A 19,736-nucleotide genomic window follows, 5' to 3' on the forward strand; every position below is an offset into this window, starting at 1 on the left:
ATACTGGATTTTTATTGTGTTATCGAAAATACAAATTTTTAATTCATATGGCCAAAAAAACGAATAAAAATTTTGACCAATACAAACAAATGCAGGTTAACACTGTTCATTCATTTAGTTTTAGTAAGTGTTTTCCGATAATTTTGTGGACATACTATGGCAAAGAAGAAAAGCAGCAGCAACAACAATTCTATTCATATACAAGGGGCGCGGAAACACAACCTGAAGAACGTAACCGTTTCTATTCCAAGGAATAAGCTCATCGTTGTGACCGGGGTTTCCGGTTCGGGTAAATCTTCCCTCACCATCGATACACTTTTCGCGGAGGGCCAGCGCCGTTATGCTGAAAGCCTGAGCGCTTATGCCCGCCAGTTTATGCAAAGAATGGGTAAACCAGAGGTGGATTTCATCAAAGGTTTGTGCCCGGCGATCGCTATTGAACAGAAAGTGATCACCCGTACACCCCGTTCTACCGTGGGCAGCATGACGGAAATTTACGATTACCTCCGCCTGCTCTTCGCGCGTGCCGGTAAAACAATATCTCCGGTAAGTGGCCGCCAGGTAATGAAGCAGGATGTGACCCATGTGGTGGAAACCATCAACGGCATGAAAGAGGGCGATAAGATACTCGTGCTTGCGCCTTTCCGGTTCCATGGCAAACGTGATGTAAAGGAAGAGCTGAATATCCTCCTGCAAAAAGGCTTTTCAAGGTTGTTCGATATCCAGGGAGAAGGATTACTCCGCATCGAAGATGTGCTGGATGCCGGGAAAGAGAGTCCCTTGCACAAATGGAAACCGGGAAAAGATACTTATGTATTGATAGACCGTTTGGTGAAACGTGATTTTGAAGAAGATGACCTGCACCGCATCGCGGATTCCGTTGGAACGGCTTTCTATGAAGGAGAAGGTGAAATTTACCTGGAAGTGAACAGCGAACAGTTGCTTCATTTCTCCAACCGCTTCGAACTGGATGGCATCCGTTTCGAGGAACCCGTTCCCAACCTGTTCTCTTTTAACAATCCTTATGGCGCCTGCCCCACTTGTGAAGGTTTCAGCCAGGTACTGGGCATCGACGATGAACTGGTGATCCCGGACAAGAGACTAAGTGTGTACGAAGGTGCCGTAGCGCCCTGGAAAGGAGAGAAGCTCGGTGCCTGGAAGGACCAGTTTGTGCGGGCAGCGAAAAAGTTCGACTTTCCGGTGCACAAGCCCATTATGGACCTCACCAAAGAGCAATACCGTGTATTGTGGGAAGGCAACCAGTATGTGAACGGCATCAACGATTTCTTTAAGGAAGTAGAACAGAACCTCTATAAAGTACAATACCGTGTATTGTTATCGCGGTACCGCGGAAGGACCACCTGTCCCGATTGCGGCGGTTACAGGCTCCGTAAAGAGGCGCTGTACGTGAAAGTGGGCGGACTGCACATCGGTGAAATTTGCGAAATGCCCGTAACCGATCTCTACAACTGGTTCAGTAAACTGGAACTTTCCGATTACGACCGCCAGGTGGCGAAACGCATCCTGCTCGAAATTGAGCACCGCATCAAAACTTTACTGGATGTGGGATTGGGGTACCTTACACTGAACCGCCTCGCCAATTCACTTTCCGGCGGCGAAAGCCAGCGCATCCAACTCACCCGTTCACTGGGCAGTAACCTCACGGATTCCCTGTATATCCTGGATGAACCCTCGATCGGCCTTCATTCCCGCGACACAGAGCGGCTGATCCATGTATTGAAGGAACTGAGAAACCTGGGCAATACCGTTGTGGTTGTGGAACACGATGAACTGATGATGCGCGAAGCCGATCACATCATTGATATGGGACCGTTGGCCAGTCATTTGGGCGGAGAAGTGATTGCCGAAGGAGATTACGATGAAATTATTGCCAACAAGAATAGTTTAACGGGGAGATACCTGAAAGGTGAGCTGAGCATTGATCCGCCGAAAACGCTCCGCAAATGGAAACACGCCATTAAAGTGGAAGGCGCCCGTCAACACAATTTGAAAGACATTACGGTGGAATTCCCGCTGAACGTGTTCTGCGTGGTGACCGGCGTAAGCGGCAGCGGAAAAACAACACTGGTAAAACAAATCTTATACCCGGCGCTCATGAAATGGCTGGGCCAACCGGCGGACAAAGTTGGTTTGCACAAGATTGTTTCCGGCGATATCGATAAGATCGTGCAGGTGGAGATGGTGGACCAGAACCCGATCGGGAAATCTTCGCGCAGCAACCCTGTTACTTACATCAAAGCGTATGATGAGATCCGTGACCTCTTCGCGAAGCAGCCACTCAGTAAAATGCGTGGTTTTCAACCCAAACACTTCTCTTTCAACGTTGACGGCGGTCGTTGTGATGCCTGTAAAGGAGAGGGTGAACAGGTGGTGGAAATGCAGTTCCTGGCTGATGTGCACCTCACCTGCGAGGTGTGTGGCGGCAAAAAGTTCAAAGAAGAAGTGCTGGAAGTAACCTATAAGGAAAAAAATATCTACGATGTGCTGGAAATGAGCGTGGACGAAGCCATTGAATTCTTCGCCGAGGCGAAAGAGGTGGCCCGTAAGATACAACCGCTCAGCGATGTGGGATTAGGCTACGTGAAGCTCGGCCAGTCATCGGATACACTTTCGGGAGGAGAGGCGCAAAGGGTAAAACTGGCCTCGTTTCTGGGCAGGGGCCGGGTACAGGGTTCTATTCTGTTCATCTTTGACGAACCTACTACAGGACTTCACTTCCACGATATCCGGAAACTTTTGCAAAGCTTTAACGCCCTCATCGAACAAGGCCATAGCATCCTTGTTATAGAACATAATACTGATGTAATCAGGAGTGCAGACTGGATCATCGATCTTGGACCCGAGGCCGGCCTGAATGGAGGAGAACTGGTATATGCGGGTGTGCCGGAAGGATTGAAGAAAATTAAGAAAAGCCAGACTGCACGATTTATCGATTGAGCATCCGGCCCGGTAAATAACCGCCAGGGCTGAACCTTGGAAAACCGAAAATAAAAAAGCAGGACATTCCCTATCCTGCTTTTTTAGTGTCTTATGGTGAAGGAAGTTACCGCAGCCTGTCCAGGCTTTTGATCAGCTTCTCATCTTTATAAATTCCCCTGGTGGCAAAGAAAAGGAACACGGGTACCACAAGGCTCAATATGGCCCATATGCTGTAGTTCCCATTCACGAATTCACTGGTTTTTCTGAAATACAATACCAAGGTAAGAATGCTTACAGCCAATCCCACCAATGTAAGCTTCAACTGCAGTTTACGGTTCTTATAAAGAAATATTGTAACCAATGCCAACACCGCCGTTGCCACAGAAAGAATCAAAATAGGAATGTTTTCCTTCGCATTCAATTCCAGATAAGCGCCTTCCGCCGTAGTTCCACTGTAAAAAGCAAAATTCAGCGTCAGGAACGATGCCGCCGCAGCCAGCAGTAACCACAATGTTTGAACTCTTTGAATCATATCTTTTTAATTAAATCGCGAGCGCCAGCGAAGCGATCTCCCATCGACTACCTCCCAACCAACCCCTCACCCCATAAGCAGTTCGCGCCTTTACAAGAAGCCCGCACCCAAAACAAAAAAAATCGTGCCTTCACCACAAGTCCGCATTCCAAGCAACAATCCCACACCTCAACCACTCTTTGCGTCCCCGCCCTGCGATGAAAGAAGCAGTCCGTTGCGCAGTGCAAAGCACAAAGCAATCACGTGACCCCTACAACTCAGGATACAACGGAAAATCCTTCATAAACCCATTCACCTCTTTCCTCAATCCTTCCAGCACCGCTTCATCATCTGCATTCATCAACGCCTTATCAATCGCGTTCACCACGAATTCCATATGTTCTTCCTTCATGCCCCTGCTCGTAATAGCCGCCACGCCAAAACGGATACCGGAAGTTACGAAAGCGCTCTTATCATCATAAGGAACCATATTCTTATTAGCGGTAATATCTGCCTTACCCAGCACCAGTTCCGCTTTTTTACCCGAGATATTTTTATTGCGGAGATCGATCAGCATCAGGTGGTTATCGGTTCCGCCGCTGATGATCTGGTAGCCGCGGTCGGTGAATGCTTTGGCCATGGCCTGCGCGTTTTTGATCACTTGTTGGGCGTACACGGTAAATTCGTCGCTGAGGATTTCACCGAAGGCCACTGCTTTGGCGGCGATCACGTGTTCCAGCGGACCACCTTGTGTACCGGGGAACACGGCCATATCGATGAGGTTGCTCATCATGCGGGTGTTGCCTTTCACATCGGTAAGACCAAATGGGTTCTCGAAATCTTTGTGCATCATAATCACACCACCGCGGGGACCACGAAGTGTTTTGTGGGTGGTGGAGGTCACGAAATGACAATGTTCAAAAGGCGATTTCAGCAAACCTTTGGCGATAAGCCCGGCGGGATGCGCCATATCACATAATACAAAAGCGTTGATTTCGTCGGCTACGGCGCGGATGCGGGCGTAGTCCCAGTCGCGGCTGTAAGCGGAAGCGCCGCAAATAATCAGTTTGGGTTTTTCTTCGCGGGCCACTCTTTCCAGCATATCATAGTCTACAAGCCCGGTTTCCCTTGTAACACCGTAGAATACAGGCTGATAGAGCTTCCCGGAGAAGTTCACGGGCGACCCGTGCGTAAGGTGTCCACCCATGCTGAGGTCCAGTCCCAGGATTTTATCACCGGGTTGCAGGATGGCCAGCATAACGGCGGCATTGGCTTGTGCGCCGCTATGGGGCTGCACGTTGGCGTATTCGCAATTGAAAATTTCTTTCAGGCGGTCGATGGCGAGTTGTTCCGTTTGGTCCACCACTTCGCATCCGCCATAATAACGGCGTCCGGGGTAACCTTCCGCATATTTATTGGTTAATACGCTTCCCATGGCCTGCATTACCTGGAGGCTGGTGAAATTCTCGGAGGCAATCAGTTCAATGCCGTGACGTTGACGTTCGAGCTCTTTTCCTATGAGGTCGAATACGAGGGTATCTCTTTGCATGGCGCAAAGATATATTGTTTGGTTAAATATTGTAATTTGCCCGCCGTAAGGAACTCAAATACATTTGATGAAGGCGATTATACCGGTAGCAGGGGCAGGCACCAAACTCCGCCCCCATACATATACACAGCCCAAAGCGCTGATCCCTCTTGCTGGCAGGTCCATCCTGAGCATCATCATCGACCAGCTTGTGGAGGCCGGAATACGCGATTTTGTGTTCATCGTAGGTTACCTCGGGGATAAGATCCAGGATTATGTGAAAGAAAATTACCCTTCGTTGAACGCCCACTTCGTTGTGCAGTCTGAAAGACAGGGCCTGGGACACGCTATATATCTTACCAAAGAAATCGTAGGGGAAGACGAAATGTTCATCGTACTCGGCGACTCCATCTGCGAATACGATGTGAAAGCCGTTGTGGCCCAAGACAGTTCGCTGCTAGGTGTAAAAAAAGTGGATGATCCCCGCAATTTCGGTGTGGCGGAAATGGATGAGGAAGGCCTGATTACCCGGGTGGTGGAGAAACCACATATTCCGAAATCGAACCTGGCTTTGGTGGGCATCTATAAAATCAGGGAAACGAAATTCCTCTTCAATTGCCTGGAGAACAACATTCAGAACGGCATTAAGGCGCACGGGGAATTCAACCTTACCGATGCCATCGAATGTATGATCAAACACGGCGCCAGGCTGCGTACATTTAAAGTGCAGAACTGGTTCGATTGCGGAAGAAAAGATTCGCTCCTCGCTTCCAATGCCACCTTGCTGAAGAAACTTGGCGGCAGCATTCCCGAAGGTTCTAATTTCGAGAACTCCATCATCGTACCACCGGTAAGTATCGCGCCGGGTTGTACCATAAAAAATTCCATCATCGGCCCCAATGTTGCCGTTGGGGAACATGCCACCATCGATTCCTCCATCATCAAAGATTCCATCATCGGCTCTTACGCCGACCTCTATGATATCGTATTGATTCAATCCCTGATCGGAAGTGATACTGAAGTGAAAGGAGAAAGCCGTAGCCTGAACATCGGGGACAATACGGAGATTGACCTGGGGAAACAGTAGTAATGCTGAATTTTGGATGTTGAATTTTGAATTACCATGCTTTCCAACCTCTTTCAAATAAAATATCCCATCATCCAGGCGGGTATGGTATGGGCATCAGGTTGGCGTTTAGCCAGTGCTGTTAGTAATGCCGGTGGCCTGGGATTGCTGGGTGCGGGCAGTATGTACCCGGATGTGCTGCGCGAACATATTCGTAAATGCAAAGCGGCCACAGATAAGCCTTTCGGTGTGAACATCCCATTGTTGTATCCGGGCATTGAGGCGCTGATCGAAATTATTAAAGAAGAAAAAGTTCCCATCGTATTTACTTCAGCCGGAAATCCCGCTACCTGGACGCCGGTTTTAAAAGCGGCCGGCATTAAAGTGGTGCATGTAGTCAGCAGCAGCAAATTCGCGAAGAAAGCGGAAGATGCGGGTTGCGATGCCGTGGTGGCAGAAGGTTTTGAAGCGGGCGGCCATAATGGAAGAGAAGAGACCACTACGATGGTGCTGATTCCAGCCGTGGTAAAGGCCGTTTCCATCCCGGTGATTGCGGCGGGCGGCATTGCTACAGGAAGACAAATGCTTGCGGCATTGGCGTTAGGCGCTTCGGGCGTGCAAGTGGGCACACGGTTCGTGGCCAGTGAAGAAGCTTCTTCGCATCCCGCGTTTAAGCATGCGGTGCTCCAAAGCAAGGAAGGAGACACCATGCTTTCCATGAAACAACTGGTGCCCGTTCGGTTACTGAAGAATGATTTCTTCCTCCAGGTACAGGCGGCTGAACAAAAAGGCGCGTCTCCCGAAATATTGAAAACAATACTTGGAAGGGCGCGCGCCAAAAAAGGCATGTTTGAAGGTGATATGCAGGAAGGCGAACTGGAAATAGGCCAGGTAAGCGCCCTCGTGGATACCATTCAGCCGGCCGCTGCCATCGTTACTGAATTGTGGAACGAATACCAGGACGCGAAACTTGCGCTCTGCGACCAATAATTATTTAACCAGGTATTTTGTGCTCACCCATCCTTCCAGGTCATTGATGTTGTGCACTTTCCCGATCACGTCTACAAAGCTCCAGTTGCCTTCTCTTTTTAAGACTTCCACCTTAGTGTCTGCGGGCAATGGGTTGGTGATGGGTTCATACTGTGTGCCCGGGCCTTTCCGGATATTGACCGCCGTACTGGTTTTATAAGTGTCCAGCGCGTCGTCTTTCCGGCCCATGATCTTGGAGCGGAAGCTGTTCATCGGGAAAGCCGGTCCCGGATCACTTTTGCGGATGGGCGAAATATCATCGTGTCCCACCACATCCTCAAGGCCGTAAGTTTTCACGAGCAGCGCGCCGATCTCAGCGGTCACCTGGAGCTGTTCCTCGGTGTATTCGTGCCAGGCCTGTTCCCGTTGTTCGTTTTTGTGGATGCCCATATAAACATCGCTTTCGGGCACGGTACGTTTGTCTACCGGGCATATCCAGGCGTTTCCCGAACGGCTCAGTCTTCCGCCGTTCACCAGTTCAATGCCAATCGAATAGCGGTTCAGCCCGTTGTAACCGTTCCACCTGCTTTCACCTGCGTGCCAGGTGACTACATCAAATGGCGCGAACTGAATGATGGAGCCGTCGCGGTCGATGATGAGGTGGGCGGAGGCGCTGGCCGTTTTATTAAGAAACCAGGATACGGAACCCGCGGCCCTGGTAACCGCCGTGTAATGAATTACGAGGAAAATGGGTGTGTATTTACCGCCTTTGTTGGGTGTGGGGTGGTAAGTAACCTGTTTGCCATCGTTGCCGAAAAGCAGGTTGTTGACGATTTTCATGCTGATAGGTTGTTAGTGATGAATAAATGATGACCGCGTTGCAGCGGTGTTTCACTATTAATCAAAGCATTCAACCATTTACCAACAGGAACAGGAAATAAAATCCCACATAAGTTAAACATTCCTTGCTGAACGAACAAGAAATGATGAGACCCAAAAAAGATGGGCATGATAAACTTATCAATTTTCGGCTTTGATGGGGTAATTTTTTGCAAGTGTTCTATGAACACCTAATATAAATTTGTCTCGGTCATTGGAGAAGTCGGTTTTTACCGGGGAATGAAAATCTGTAAAAAGGTTTAGGGTGCGCGAGTTGCGTACCCGTTTCGATTGTTGCTATCTGCATTTAATATCCGCGCTCATATTTTTTTAAACCAATTAACTAACACGCTAATCAAACTTGGCTTATGAGGATTCTCATGCTATTTCTCATTTGTTGCCTCGTGGGTAACACCCTACGGGCTCAACAGGTTACCGGTACCGTAAAGGACGATATGGGCAGCCCTATGCAGGCTGTATCTGTTCTTGTACGTGGCACCGGCGCCGCTGCGCAAACGAACGACAAAGGCGTCTTTTCGGTAAAGGCCGCAGGCAATGCCACCCTTGAAATTTCCATGGTAGGTTTCACCACACAGGTCATCGCTGTAAACAACAGGAGCGATATTGATGTGGTGCTGAAACCTACGGACAGCCGAATGGATGAGGTGATGGTGGTAGGCTACCAGAAAATTTCCAGGAAGAAGAACACCGCCGCCGTATCCAGTATCTCGGGCAAGGAACTCGCCAACCTTCCGGCCGCCAGTTTCGATCAGTTGCTACAGGGCCGCCTGGCAGGGGTGAACGTCCAGAACTTTACGGGAGAACCTGGGGCAACGCCTTCGGTTCAGGTAAGGGGTAACAACTCCATCAGCCGCGATTATGATCAGTATGCAGTAATCAACCAGCCATTGTATGTGGTGGATGGTGTGCCTCAGCCCGCACAGGAGAACTACAACCCTGGTATGGGAACGGGTACCAACTTTATCGCAGGCATCAGTCCGCAGGACATTGAAAGCATCGACGTACTGCGCGATGCTTCCGCCGCTGCCATCTATGGTTCCAGGGCCGCGAACGGGGTGATCATGATTACTACTAAAAAAGGGGTAAACACCGAGCCGCGTGTAAATCTCTCGATCTTTACAGGGTTTACGCAGCGGCCTGAATTAAGGAATGCTTCGATAGGGGTTACGGAAAGAAGACAAAAGCTTGATCTGCTGGGCGACCTGCTGGCGCAAAGTCGTATTGACGCGAATTACATGAGAAATTTGCCGTACCTGCTGAGTGACAGCCTTAACCCGGCTTATAATGCCAATACAGATTGGCAGGATATGTTTTACCAGGTGGGCAGAGTAAACAGCGCTGATCTTGGATTGAGTGGCGGTGGGCAGGGAGGAATGACTTATCGCTTCAGCACTACATATTATGACGAAGAAGGTATTTTGAAAGCAACGGGCTTTACCCGTTATACCATGCGCCTGAATCTTATGTCCAGGGCCATGCGGCAGAAACTTACCATTAACCCGATAATTTCCTATAGCAGAACGCAAAGAGCAAGAGGTTCCGGATCCGTAGGACTTTCATCCACCACTATGCCAAGCTCTCTTTTCAACCTGACCGAGGCGAAGAAAGCCGGTATGTTGGGCGCCTACAATGAGAATCTCGATGAGAACCTGAACGGTATGTTCTCCCTGAATATGAACCTTGGTTATGAGTTTTCCCGCAAGTTCAACTTTACGTCCCAATCATCTTACATGATGAATGACGCGAGAAGGGATTACAACAGGACGAATGAGCTCAACGGAGGTCAGGGTAACTACTCTTCCGCTTACAGCAGTGTGGGTTTGAATGTGCGTACTTCCAACTACTTTACTTATATAAACCACTTCGGAAAGCATAACCTCAATCTGATTTTTGGCACGGATGCCGAGTTCAACCAATATAAGGATGTTTTTGCCTCCGGAAGTAACGGTGTAGCCGATCAGATCCAGGTGGTGGCTGGCTTCCAGCAAAGAAACCTCAGTGCCTCTTCCAGCTACAATGCCCATGGCTTGTTATCAGCATACACCAGGGTTGCTTACGATTTTAAAGACAGGTATATTCTCTCAGGGGTAATTCGTGGTGACGCATCCTCCCGCTTCGGTGAAAACAATAAATGGGGCTTTTTCCCCGCGGCTTCGGCAGCATGGCTCATTTCAGAGGAAGATTTCATGCGCGACAAGTTTCGTAATCTCTCTCTCCTGAAATTGAGGGCCACCTATGGTTCTTCCGGTAACCTTCCCGGGAACAACTACCTCGCTTATGATCTTTACAGGGTTAATGCCGGCGGATACTTTGGTAGTTCAGGCGCCACCTCTTATAATGGCGTGGCCGCCATCACGCCTAATTTTGTGAATGGCGTGGCCCAACCAGGCATCAGCTGGGAGAAATCCAGTGAATGGAACATTGGTATAGAAACTGAATGGTACAACGGGAAATACCAGGCGATGTTTGATATCTATAACAGGGAAAGGAAACAAACATTGATGGATGTTATCCTTCCTGTAACAACCGGGTACGACTATGCCAAAACCAACTCTGTAGGTATCCGTAACTATGGCGCTGAACTGGTGCTGCAGGCCAACCCACTGCCCAGGCAGGGAGCCCTGAGCTGGATGAGTCGCCTGAACATCTCATACAACCGTAACCAGGTGATGTCACTTCCCAATGATGGAAGAGATATTATTTTCTCCAACGGCTCTTTCGATAAAACACATATCCTGTCAGTAGGAAAGGCCATCAATACATTTTATCTCTATCATACAAGAGGTATTTTCTCCGACCTTACAGATATTCCCGTTAACCCCTATACCGGGGATCGCTATGGCGTGGGTTCCGTGAGTTCAGGGTCTACCTCTCCTTATCAACCAGGCGATATGTGGTTTTATGATCTGGACAATGATTACAGGATAAACCCTTTCAACGACAACATGAATCCGGATAAAATCCCTTATGGTGATCCAAATCCCAAATTCACCGGCGGATGGTTGAATAATTTCACGTTTAAGAATTTTACACTGGGGGTATTCACCACATTCGTGTTTGACCGGGATGTCCTGAATCTTTTTGAATCTGATATCTATGACAGTTTCTCTTCCAATAGTGATCTTGGCCGCTTCGCGGATCTTTCCCTGCCCGATTTCTCAAAACTGAACATGTGGAGAAAACCCGGTGATCAGGCCGATTACCCGATGTTTCCGATCAACACTTACCGCTACTATTATGTAAGGGGCCAGAGTTTCTTCGTAGACAAAGGTGATTTCGTGCGCATTAAGAGCATCAACGTAGGGTATAATATCGGAGAATCGCTGCTCAAGAAGTTAAAGCTCCGCCAGTTGTATTTCTACGGCGTAATGGACAATGTACTGATGTTCCAGCGTTCAGAAAGATTACCTGATGCTGAAGCGGTTGATTTTTACGGGCAGTACTCCGGTGGAGGATATCCGATTCCGAAAAAATACACGATAGGCGTACAGGTTCAGTTTTAATTCAAAAATGGAAAAAATGAAAAGGAAACTATTCTTCAATATACTGCTCCTTTGCAGTCTGGGAACGCTTTTTTCCTGTAAGAAATTACTCGAACAGGAGCCAAAGAACTCAACATATGGCGATGCGTTCTGGTCCGACCCCAGAGCCGGGGCCAACGCGGTGGCAGGCAATTATGCTTTGCTGAGAGACGCACTGTCTACAGGCATATACAATACTTGGAACAGGTATTATATGTATGGAGATGCCGCGGCTGATATTGAATATGCCATGAGGTACAACGACGGGCAGGGAAACGCAGAGGTGCATTCTGGAAGATTCGAAAGTAATTACACTGTGCTGGCTCTTGGCGATTGGAGCGGCTATCTCAGAACCGTAGCGATGGCCAACATCGTTTATAAAAAGATGTCGGAAGTGCCCGATGAATTGCTGAACTACCACCAGGACCCCATCACTTACAGGAACAATGTACTGGGGCAGGCCCTGTTTATCCGGGCACTCACTTATTTTATGATGGTAAGGATATGGGGCGATGTTCCGCTGGTTACAGAAGCTTACGAAGATCCTATTACTGCGCCACAGTTGGGAAGGACTCCCAAACTGGAGGTAATGGCGCAAATTGAAAAAGATTGTGAAGCCGCGCTGGCATTACTGGGTTGGAGTTATTCAAGCCCCTCAGACAGGGCCGTGACAGCAAACAAAGGCTCCGTTTACGCACTGCTCGCGCACCTGTATCTCTGGAGAGCTACCGTTACAAATGTTCAGAATGACGCACCCATTATGGCCGATGTGGACAAAGCCGCGGATGCCATTGCCCAGATAGAAGCAAACGGAGGATATGCGCTGACCGATACCAACAGGTATTACCAGACGTTTATCGGCAGGTCTACAGAAAGCATTTTTGAAATAAACAAAAGTGAGGATACTCAGGAAGGCTCCAGCGATCATATAGGGCGTTGGTTCCTCAATAATACCAATGTTCCGTATTTCACCTCCACGCCGTATTACTATGTGAAACCTTCCTACCTCACCAGTCATTTTTATGAGATCAAAACAGTTTGGCAGTGGGTATGGGAAAACAACGCGTGGGTATGGAAAGGTGTGGCCTCAAAAGTGTTGGATACCACGGACCTCAGGTTCAGGAGAAACTTCCAGTTCACCAATACAAATTATCCTACCTCTATCAAGTACAGCAATGTTATTTACAGGAACCCGGGACAACAAAGAGACGGGTACTTCAGTAACAATATGAATATTTTCCGCTTGTCTGATATGTTGTTGTTGAAAGCTGAAATCGCGTTGTACAGGAATCAGGTGCCCACAGCCATTGAAATTATCAATGGTTTCAGAAGAAGAAACGGAGGGTCGGCCCTCGGATTTGTTCCGGATAACGCTACGAAGGCCACCGTTATGTCGGAATATATTATTGAAAGAGCAAAAGAGCTTTTCGTGGAAGGACATTTATACTACGACCTCGTGAGAACCAGGAAAGCCCTCGACCTCGTGCCATATCTGAATGCCGATCGCTTCAGGCAGGAAGGGTTTTACTGGCCGGTGAGCCCGCAGTTATTCAGCAATAACAGGTTCCTGGTGCAAACACAGTACTGGAGAGGTAAAATATAAAATGTAACCCAAACTAATGTATTATGAAACAAACCCGATCTGCATATTTTCTCGTGTTCGCTTTCCTTCTTTGCAGTCTCTTCTCCTGTAAGAAGAATAGTTACAAAAATGATGGGGGCGTGCACAATGAAAAGGTAAACATGACCACCTATGAGTACCTGAGCTCCAAGCCTATCTTTGATTCACTTGTAAAGGCGATCGATCTCGCAGGACTCAAAGACCTGGTGAACAGTAATATCACCTTCTTCGCGGTGACGAACTGGGGCGTGAATGACTATATGCTGGCGAAAAAACAGCAGAAGATTATCGCGGTTGGAAACGAGAACATCTCTTTCAGTATGGATTCCCTGGACAAGGAGGTTTTAGGCGATTCATTGAAAATGTACATGTTTGACGGATTACTCACCCGTGATAAATTGAATACGAAGGGCGCTTACTATCAAAGCTTGTTCGGTCCAATGGCGGGCGATAAGAAACTCTACCTTAAACTCAGGCGCACATTGGATTATAACGCTTATGTAGATTATGTAGATTACCTGAACTACACGATGGTGATAGGAACACTGGACGCGGATGAACCGGTTGGCACGCAAATACCTCCAACGCTGCGCGACCGAACGGAAGACTGTCAAACATCAGGTATCATCACAACAACCGGGGTGATCCATGTGCTGAACAACTACCATCGTTTGTTCTTCAATACAGAACCACTACCCTGATCTGTTCATCTATTTAATCTTAAAGTATGAGAAATAAAATATTACTGGGTATCATCGCTGCAGCCGCAATTGTTATCGGTTGTAAGAAAATAAGAGAAGGATTCCTTAGCGACACGATCCGCTACAAAGACAGGGTGCTTTATGCGAAAAGGGGAATGGCGCTTACCATGTCTGACGCGATCAATTCAGATGGTTCCACTCCGCCCATTCATTTTGAATTGCAGAACCTGCGCAATAAACAAACCGGTGAACCTGCCCCGGCAGCGTTTTTTACCGAATACGAAGTATTGGTTTTTAAAGAAGGTGAGGTATTCATCGCCGAACAGGATACCACTGTTGAACTTCTGAACAAAAAAAGAGAACTGAAGAAAATTACTCCGATGGTGTTCAATGAAGTCAGTGGACAATTGGTGTTCAATCGTGCTTCAGCAAACCTTCCACTTGGAGAATATACCTTTGATCTTGAAGCAAGAAACGTATGGGGTTCAAAGTCTTACCCCGATTTCGCCGACATTCATGTGGTGGAACCTTCCACATCCGATGTGTTCGAACTCACATATACCGCTGCCACCGGCTCTAATACCAGCGAAGTATTTACAGGAATCAAAGCGCCGGTGGTTACCGCGAAGAAGATTTCAAACGAAGGTGCAAGGGTAATCCTGAAATATGTGGATAAAAACGGCCGCGCTTTTGACCCATCAAAAGGCCAGATCATCAAACGTGGCGACCGTCCATTCTTTGAAACCCACGCTAAATTTAATCCGGTAATATACTCCGATACCGCGGTGATCTGCGATTTTGAAGTGGCGCCATTCCCCCTGCAGAAATATATTGCCGGAGGAACCGATTGGGGTTACCTGCTGTACTACAGGATTCCCAGGCAGTTCATCAATATCGATGGATTGCCAGACAATAACGCCAATCCGGTGGTGGCGTTCCAGATTAAAATGGAAGGTACTTATGTGGTGGAAGTAAAACTTACCGACGCCACAAGAATTGACTAAACCATATAGATTTATGCAAAAAGCCGTCTCCCAAAGAGACGGTTTTTTTTATGACAGTCATAGCGCTGCAAAAAAATACACCGGCTATCGTCATGGCTGACCAATAACCGGTGTTGCTACATCTACACGACAAGTCGATTGCGATCCTATATTTCCATTTCTTTCATCGCTTTTTGCTGTTCCTTTTGTGCCTTTTCCATTTCCTTCTGCGCGGCTTTCATTTCTTTTTGTGCTTCCTTCATCGCCTTCTCCACTTCTTTCATGGCTTTTTTGATCTCGGCTTTGGTTTCCGCGCTGTTCGCTTCTTTCAGCCCGTTCTTTATCTCTTTCTCCACTTCTTTCCAATCCACTTTCTGCAGTTCATCGCTTGCTTCTTTCAGGGCGAGCTGCACATCGTTCTGAACAGATTTCCAGTCGATGGAAGCCAGTGCCTGTTTGATGTCTTTTTCGATCTGGCTCCAATCCACTTTTTTCAGTTCGGCTTCGGCGAGTTTCAGTGCGTTTTCCGCTTCCTTCAACGCTTTTTCCTTAGCGGCTTCCGCCTTGGCTTTTTCTTCCACCTTCTGGTCTTTGGTTTGGGCCTGAGCGCCCGCAGTCAATAGAAATGCTGCGCCCAATACCATTCCTGTGCGGCGGAGGTTCAATAAAAATGTTGTGTTCATGGCTGATGCTTTTTTGATTTACGATAAAGTTCGTATAAATGTACGGATGAACGGGGTAAATGTTACACCGTTCATCCAAAAAGATCATTTTTCGAGGAAGCCCCTGATGAGGGTTCTTTTGCCTACCACCCAAACCAGGTCGCCGGCCTGGATAATGGTTTCGGAGGAGGGGTTCAGCATGGCTTCCCCTTTGCGTTCGATGCCTACTACGAGTCCGCTGGTTTTTTCGCGCAGGCCCGTACTGCGTATACTTTTGTTTACCAATGGCGATCCGGCCGGTACCACAAACTGTTCCAGCTTTACAGGTTCGCTGTGGTTTTCGGATAACGTGCCGGAATGCAGGTGCAGGTATTCCCGGAATCGTTCCAGTTGTTCATCCGTTCCAATCACGCCCAACTTATCCTGAGGGTACAATACCACGTTTTTGGCGGGGGCGTGTATCTTTTTGTTCCCTCTTTCGATGGACACGATATTGATCCCGAATTGCTCCCGCAGCCTGAGTTCCACCAACGGGATGCCTACCTGGGAAAATTCGGGTTCAATGGTGAAACTGGTGAGGTGAAGGTCCCAGGGTAGCAGTTGTTCCCGTTCTTTCTCCGCGCTTTCCTTTGCGTGCAGGTTGGTGAGGAACCTGGTTTCGATGCGCTGGTAGAATTGCTGCAATTTCTGGGAGAAGATCATGAACACCACAATGGTGGCGGGAACAATGAAGAGCCAGGTGTAATAGGTCATGAATATCTGCTGCAGCGTGATCCCGGCCAATGCAACGGCTACGCTCACCCGTATAATTTCCATCATCACCAGTGGCCCGCGGTTGTACCTTTTGTTGAGCCACAGTTCGGAGTAAGCCGATGTCCTGATCCTTTTGACGGCGATGGCCCATATAAAAGGCGACATGGCGCCTATGGTCACCAGTGCGCCCACCACTTTGGCCGGCCAGCCCGGTGTCCAGGTATGGTAGAGCCAGGGCAAAAGGTATTGTGTGGAAACCAGCAGGATGGCGATGCAGATGATGCTGTTCGTGATGCCGGTGAGCAATACGGAGCGCAGCACGATCTTCCAGTCGCTTTCCGAGGTCATGGTCTGGGTGCTGTTGCTGTAACGTGCCAGGGCGTTCTGCCATTTTTCCGGTAGCAGGGCCTCTATCTTCCGGTGTACGGCCGGACTGAGTTTGATGAGGTACGGCGTGGTAAATGTGGTGATGGCCGAAACGGTAACGGCGATGGGGTAGAGGAATTCGCTGGTCACTTTAAGGGTGAGGCCGAGCGTGGCGATGATGAAAGAAAATTCACCGATCTGGGAAAGACTGAGTCCTGTTTGAACTGATGTTTTCAGCGGTTGACCGGAAACCAGGGCGCCGAGTCCGGAACTGAGGAATTTACCGATTACGGTCACGATGGTAATGAGGAGCACGGGCCATGCGTATTCCACCAGTATCTGCGGGTCGAGCAACATGCCTACGGAAACGAAGAACACGGCGGCGAAGAAGTCTTTCACCGGAAGGATCAGGTGTTCTATCCGCTCCGCTTTGTTGGTTTCCGCGAGCAAGGAACCCATGATGAACGCCCCGAGCGCAGGGGAGAACCCGGCTTGTGTGGTGAGCAGCACCATCATGAGACAGAGCGCACAGGAAACTATGAGCAGGGTTTCATCGCTCAGGAGTTTTTTGATTCTTTTGAAGAAAGTGGGTAAAAGGAATATTCCTGCAATGAACCACAATGCTAGGGAGAAAAGCAGTTTGGCCAGCGAGAACAACAGTTCTCCTCCTGAAAACTGCTGGCTCACGGCGATGGTGCTCAACAAAACGAGGAGCAGTATCGCCACGAGGTCTTCCACAATGAGCACCCCGAAAACCAGCCCGGCGAATTTTTGTGTTTTGATCTGAAGTTCTTCGAACGCGCGTATGATGATGGTGGTGGAGGAGATGGAAAGGATACCGCCCAGGAAGATACTGTCGATCGTGTTCCAGCCCAGTAATTGCCCGGTGAGGAAGCCGAGTCCCAGCATAGTGATCACCTCCACGATCGCGGTGATGGAAGCGGAGCCGCCCACTTTAACGAGTTTTTTAAAACTGAATTCCAGGCCCAGGCTGAACAATAAGAAGATCACGCCGAGTTCCGCCCATACCGTAACGCTCTCGTTATCGATGATGGTGGGAAAGAAACTGAAGTGCGGGCCTACCATGAAGCCCGCGATGATGTAGCCAAGTACCACGGGCTGTTTCAGTTTTTTGAACAGCATGGTGGTGGCGCCCGCTGTGATGAGGATAACCGCGAGGTCGCGGATGAGATCGGGTAAATGAACCATTGGTGTTTTTTGTGCCGGTGAAGGAATGGTTCACGCGAAGACGCAAAGGAGCAAGGACGCAAGGGGCTGTTGATATGCGAATTTCTTAAGAGATAATTCAGTAAGGCAGAATGTTCTTGCAGGAAAGTAGCATCATGAAAGGTGAAAAAGATACCCTTCTATACTTCAGGCTTCCGCGGAAAATAATCGCCTGACTACAAAGCATAAGATGTTTGCATGTAATCAAGGCCTTGCGTCCTTGCTCCTTTGCGTTGCGATGTGCACAGCACAAAGCAATTGCGTGAAAAGATAAAATGAAAAATGAAACACCCCCTCACCAAAACCAATGCACCGGAAACAACAACCTTTTCTGCTGAAAAAAAAGATGCTCCACGAACCCGCCACTGCTTACAGCAATAGCCACGTCAGGATAAGCGAAACGAAACCCTGTTCCCGGAATAAAATCGTGTGTGCATTGCCCCTGCCGTCGTGCCAGCAAAGGCTTTTGAGGCTGACCGTCTTCGCCATTGAGTTGTTGGGGAGGGGCCGCTTTGAGATGAAATTTCTTCCAGGTGGGAGAGGAAGGGGCAGCAAAAAGCCCTTCCTGCTCCGCAAGGGAAAGATTCCCTTTCAACGCGGGCAGGAAGAGCGTTATAAAAAGCAATATTGCTTTCAGAAGATATGTATGGCGTGCACCTTTCACGGGGCAAAGGTACAAAAAACCGCCGGGGCTACCTGAATACCCACTTCATCATCTCTTTCCAGGTCACTTTTTTACCGTACATCAGGATGCCTGTCCTGTATATTTTACCGGCCAGCCAGGTGGTGCCAAGGAAGCCGCCCACGAGTAATGCGAGGGAAAGCAGTATCTGCCACATGGGTACATCGAAGGGGAGCCTGCCCATCATCACGATGGGAGAGGTGAGGGGAAACATACTGCCGAAGAGCGCCAGACCACTGTGCGGATCCTGGATCACCTTGGTGAGGATCACGAACGAGAAGATGATCGGCATCATAATGGGGAGCATCAGTTGTTGTGCGTCTTGCGGGTCTTCATTCACCGAGCTGCCCACGGCCGCGAACAGAGAGGAGTAAAGGAAATAACCACCAAGGAAATAAACAATGAAGTACCCGGCCATTGCCAGGATATTCAGTCCGCCGATATTGGTGAGGGAGAAACCGGACGCTTTTCCGGCGGCCATTCCTGCGGGGGCGTTGCTGGCCATTTGTTCCAACGCGCCGGGGAATATAACGGGCAACAACAGTTGCAGTACGCCCAGCAGCACGAGCCAGATCAGGAACTGTACCAGTCCAACCGCCCCGATGCCGATGATCTTGCCCATCATCAGTTGGAAGGGCTTCACGCTGCTCACCATTACCTCGGCGATACGGTTGGTTTTTTCTTCCATTACGCCACGCATCACCATGCTGCCGTAGATCATCAGCACGAAATACACCAGTAGTCCCATGATGAAGGCCGCCGCCGAAGCGGCTTTCGCGTTGCCTTCTTTCTCCTGGCCATCTTTCAGGCTCACGGATCGGATATCTACATCCGATTTTATTTTGTTGAGTTCATCTACTGAAATGCCTGTTCCCAGCACGGCCTGCATCTGCTTTCTTTCAATCGCCTTGTTGACGCGGCTCTCCATGCGTTCCTGCGTGGCGATGCCTACCTGGTCCTTACCGTATACTACAATGTTGGACGGATTCTTCAGGTCAAGGTTAGCGGGAATATGGAGGTAAGCGTCATACCCTTCTTTGGAGAAGTCGGTTTTATAAGCGTCGGGATTTTTCCCGGAAACAAATGTAAATGTGACATTGGAAGAACCTTCAATCTTGCCTTCAAAAAGATTCGGTTCATCGAGGATCGCGATCTTCTTGCTGCTTTCTCCTTTTACACTGAAATAAATCATGGCCGCGTAGAAGCCGAAGAGCAGCAACGGCAGCAGGATCGTGGTAAGGAGAAAAGTTTTTTTCCGTGTGCGTGAAAAGAATTCACGTTTTATGATGATGAGTGTCTTGTTCAT

Annotated in this window: 14 protein-coding genes; 7 read left to right on the plus strand and 7 right to left on the minus strand. The window is 48.8% G+C overall.

The window, feature by feature from the left end:
* Positions 1-156 precede the first annotated feature (156 nt).
* Positions 157-2,958: an excinuclease ABC subunit UvrA gene (uvrA, locus tag M4J38_RS19125; protein WP_251761417.1), complete on the plus strand. Its 2,802-nt coding sequence runs from the start codon at positions 157-159 to the stop codon at positions 2,956-2,958.
* Positions 2,959-3,064: 106 nt separating this feature from the next.
* On the opposite strand, the gene M4J38_RS19130 is transcribed toward uvrA, so the two are convergent.
* On the minus strand, positions 3,065-3,472 hold the full coding sequence (locus tag M4J38_RS19130; RefSeq protein WP_251761418.1) for a DUF4293 domain-containing protein: 408 nt from the start codon (positions 3,470-3,472) through the stop codon (positions 3,065-3,067).
* A gap of 250 nt (positions 3,473-3,722) precedes the next feature.
* Positions 3,723-5,000: a serine hydroxymethyltransferase gene (glyA, locus tag M4J38_RS19135; protein WP_251761419.1), complete on the minus strand. Its 1,278-nt coding sequence runs from the start codon at positions 4,998-5,000 to the stop codon at positions 3,723-3,725.
* 67 nt (positions 5,001-5,067) lie between these two features.
* Between glyA and M4J38_RS19140 the strand changes: the two genes are divergently transcribed.
* Both M4J38_RS19140 and M4J38_RS19145 read left to right on the plus strand, forming a co-directional pair.
* Positions 5,068-6,066, plus strand: coding sequence for a sugar phosphate nucleotidyltransferase (locus M4J38_RS19140; RefSeq protein WP_251761420.1), 999 nt, complete (start codon positions 5,068-5,070; stop codon positions 6,064-6,066).
* A 36-nt stretch (positions 6,067-6,102) separates the two neighbouring features.
* Complete coding sequence (locus tag M4J38_RS19145) at positions 6,103-7,035, plus strand: nitronate monooxygenase family protein (protein ID WP_251761421.1); 933 nt, start codon at positions 6,103-6,105, stop codon at positions 7,033-7,035.
* Here the strand turns inward: M4J38_RS19145 and M4J38_RS19150 are convergent, their stop codons facing one another.
* Positions 7,036-7,854, minus strand: a complete 819-nt coding sequence (locus tag M4J38_RS19150; RefSeq protein ID WP_251761422.1) for an N-acetylmuramoyl-L-alanine amidase — start codon at positions 7,852-7,854, stop codon at positions 7,036-7,038.
* A gap of 407 nt (positions 7,855-8,261) precedes the next feature.
* On the opposite strand from M4J38_RS19150, the gene M4J38_RS19155 reads away from it, so the two are divergent.
* From M4J38_RS19155 to M4J38_RS19170, 4 genes are read left to right on the plus strand one after another with little or no spacing between them, the layout of a single operon-like run.
* Positions 8,262-11,417, plus strand: a complete 3,156-nt coding sequence (locus M4J38_RS19155) for a SusC/RagA family TonB-linked outer membrane protein (RefSeq protein WP_251761423.1) — start codon at positions 8,262-8,264, stop codon at positions 11,415-11,417.
* A gap of 16 nt (positions 11,418-11,433) precedes the next feature.
* On the plus strand, positions 11,434-13,038 hold the full coding sequence (locus M4J38_RS19160) for a RagB/SusD family nutrient uptake outer membrane protein (protein ID WP_251761424.1): 1,605 nt from the start codon (positions 11,434-11,436) through the stop codon (positions 13,036-13,038).
* A 23-nt stretch (positions 13,039-13,061) separates the two neighbouring features.
* Complete coding sequence (locus tag M4J38_RS19165; RefSeq protein WP_251761425.1) at positions 13,062-13,757, plus strand: hypothetical protein; 696 nt, start codon at positions 13,062-13,064, stop codon at positions 13,755-13,757.
* A gap of 26 nt (positions 13,758-13,783) precedes the next feature.
* Positions 13,784-14,761, plus strand: coding sequence for a DUF5007 domain-containing protein (locus M4J38_RS19170; RefSeq protein WP_251761426.1), 978 nt, complete (start codon positions 13,784-13,786; stop codon positions 14,759-14,761).
* 146 nt (positions 14,762-14,907) lie between these two features.
* Here the strand turns inward: M4J38_RS19170 and M4J38_RS19175 are convergent, their stop codons facing one another.
* From M4J38_RS19175 to M4J38_RS19190, 4 genes are all read right to left on the minus strand, one after another.
* The gene (locus tag M4J38_RS19175) at positions 14,908-15,423 is read right to left on the minus strand and encodes a hypothetical protein (RefSeq protein ID WP_251761427.1); all 516 of its coding nucleotides are present in this window, start codon (positions 15,421-15,423) and stop codon (positions 14,908-14,910) included.
* Between the two features lie 84 nt (positions 15,424-15,507).
* Entirely contained in the window at positions 15,508-17,730 is a 2,223-nt protein-coding gene (locus M4J38_RS19180; RefSeq protein ID WP_251761428.1) for a cation:proton antiporter, read from the minus strand.
* Between the two features lie 313 nt (positions 17,731-18,043).
* Complete coding sequence (locus tag M4J38_RS19185) at positions 18,044-18,412, minus strand: hypothetical protein (protein WP_251761429.1); 369 nt, start codon at positions 18,410-18,412, stop codon at positions 18,044-18,046.
* 28 nt (positions 18,413-18,440) lie between these two features.
* A complete protein-coding gene (locus M4J38_RS19190) occupies positions 18,441-19,736 on the minus strand; it encodes an ABC transporter permease (protein WP_251761430.1) in 1,296 nt (431 codons plus the stop codon).

This window comes from Parasegetibacter sp. NRK P23 (assembly GCF_023721715.1).
GTDB lineage: Bacteria > Bacteroidota > Bacteroidia > Chitinophagales > Chitinophagaceae > Parasegetibacter.

Excerpts from the sequence above, each read along its gene's own strand:
- M4J38_RS19155 (WP_251761423.1), top strand. The coding sequence starts at position 8,262 with ATGAGGATTCTCATGCTATTTCTCATTTGTTGCCTCGTGGGTAACACC.
- M4J38_RS19175 (WP_251761427.1), bottom strand. The coding sequence starts at position 15,423 with ATGAACACAACATTTTTATTGAACCTCCGCCGCACAGGAATGGTATTG.
- uvrA (WP_251761417.1), top strand. The coding sequence starts at position 157 with ATGGCAAAGAAGAAAAGCAGCAGCAACAACAATTCTATTCATATACAA.
- M4J38_RS19190 (WP_251761430.1), bottom strand. The coding sequence starts at position 19,736 with ATGAACAAGACACTCATCATCATAAAACGTGAATTCTTTTCACGCACA.
- glyA (WP_251761419.1), bottom strand. The coding sequence starts at position 5,000 with ATGCAAAGAGATACCCTCGTATTCGACCTCATAGGAAAAGAGCTCGAA.
- M4J38_RS19170 (WP_251761426.1), top strand. The coding sequence starts at position 13,784 with ATGAGAAATAAAATATTACTGGGTATCATCGCTGCAGCCGCAATTGTT.
- M4J38_RS19140 (WP_251761420.1), top strand. The coding sequence starts at position 5,068 with ATGAAGGCGATTATACCGGTAGCAGGGGCAGGCACCAAACTCCGCCCC.
- M4J38_RS19180 (WP_251761428.1), bottom strand. The coding sequence starts at position 17,730 with ATGGTTCATTTACCCGATCTCATCCGCGACCTCGCGGTTATCCTCATC.
- M4J38_RS19145 (WP_251761421.1), top strand. The coding sequence starts at position 6,103 with ATGCTTTCCAACCTCTTTCAAATAAAATATCCCATCATCCAGGCGGGT.
- M4J38_RS19130 (WP_251761418.1), bottom strand. The coding sequence starts at position 3,472 with ATGATTCAAAGAGTTCAAACATTGTGGTTACTGCTGGCTGCGGCGGCA.
- M4J38_RS19160 (WP_251761424.1), top strand. The coding sequence starts at position 11,434 with ATGAAAAGGAAACTATTCTTCAATATACTGCTCCTTTGCAGTCTGGGA.
- M4J38_RS19150 (WP_251761422.1), bottom strand. The coding sequence starts at position 7,854 with ATGAAAATCGTCAACAACCTGCTTTTCGGCAACGATGGCAAACAGGTT.
- M4J38_RS19165 (WP_251761425.1), top strand. The coding sequence starts at position 13,062 with ATGAAACAAACCCGATCTGCATATTTTCTCGTGTTCGCTTTCCTTCTT.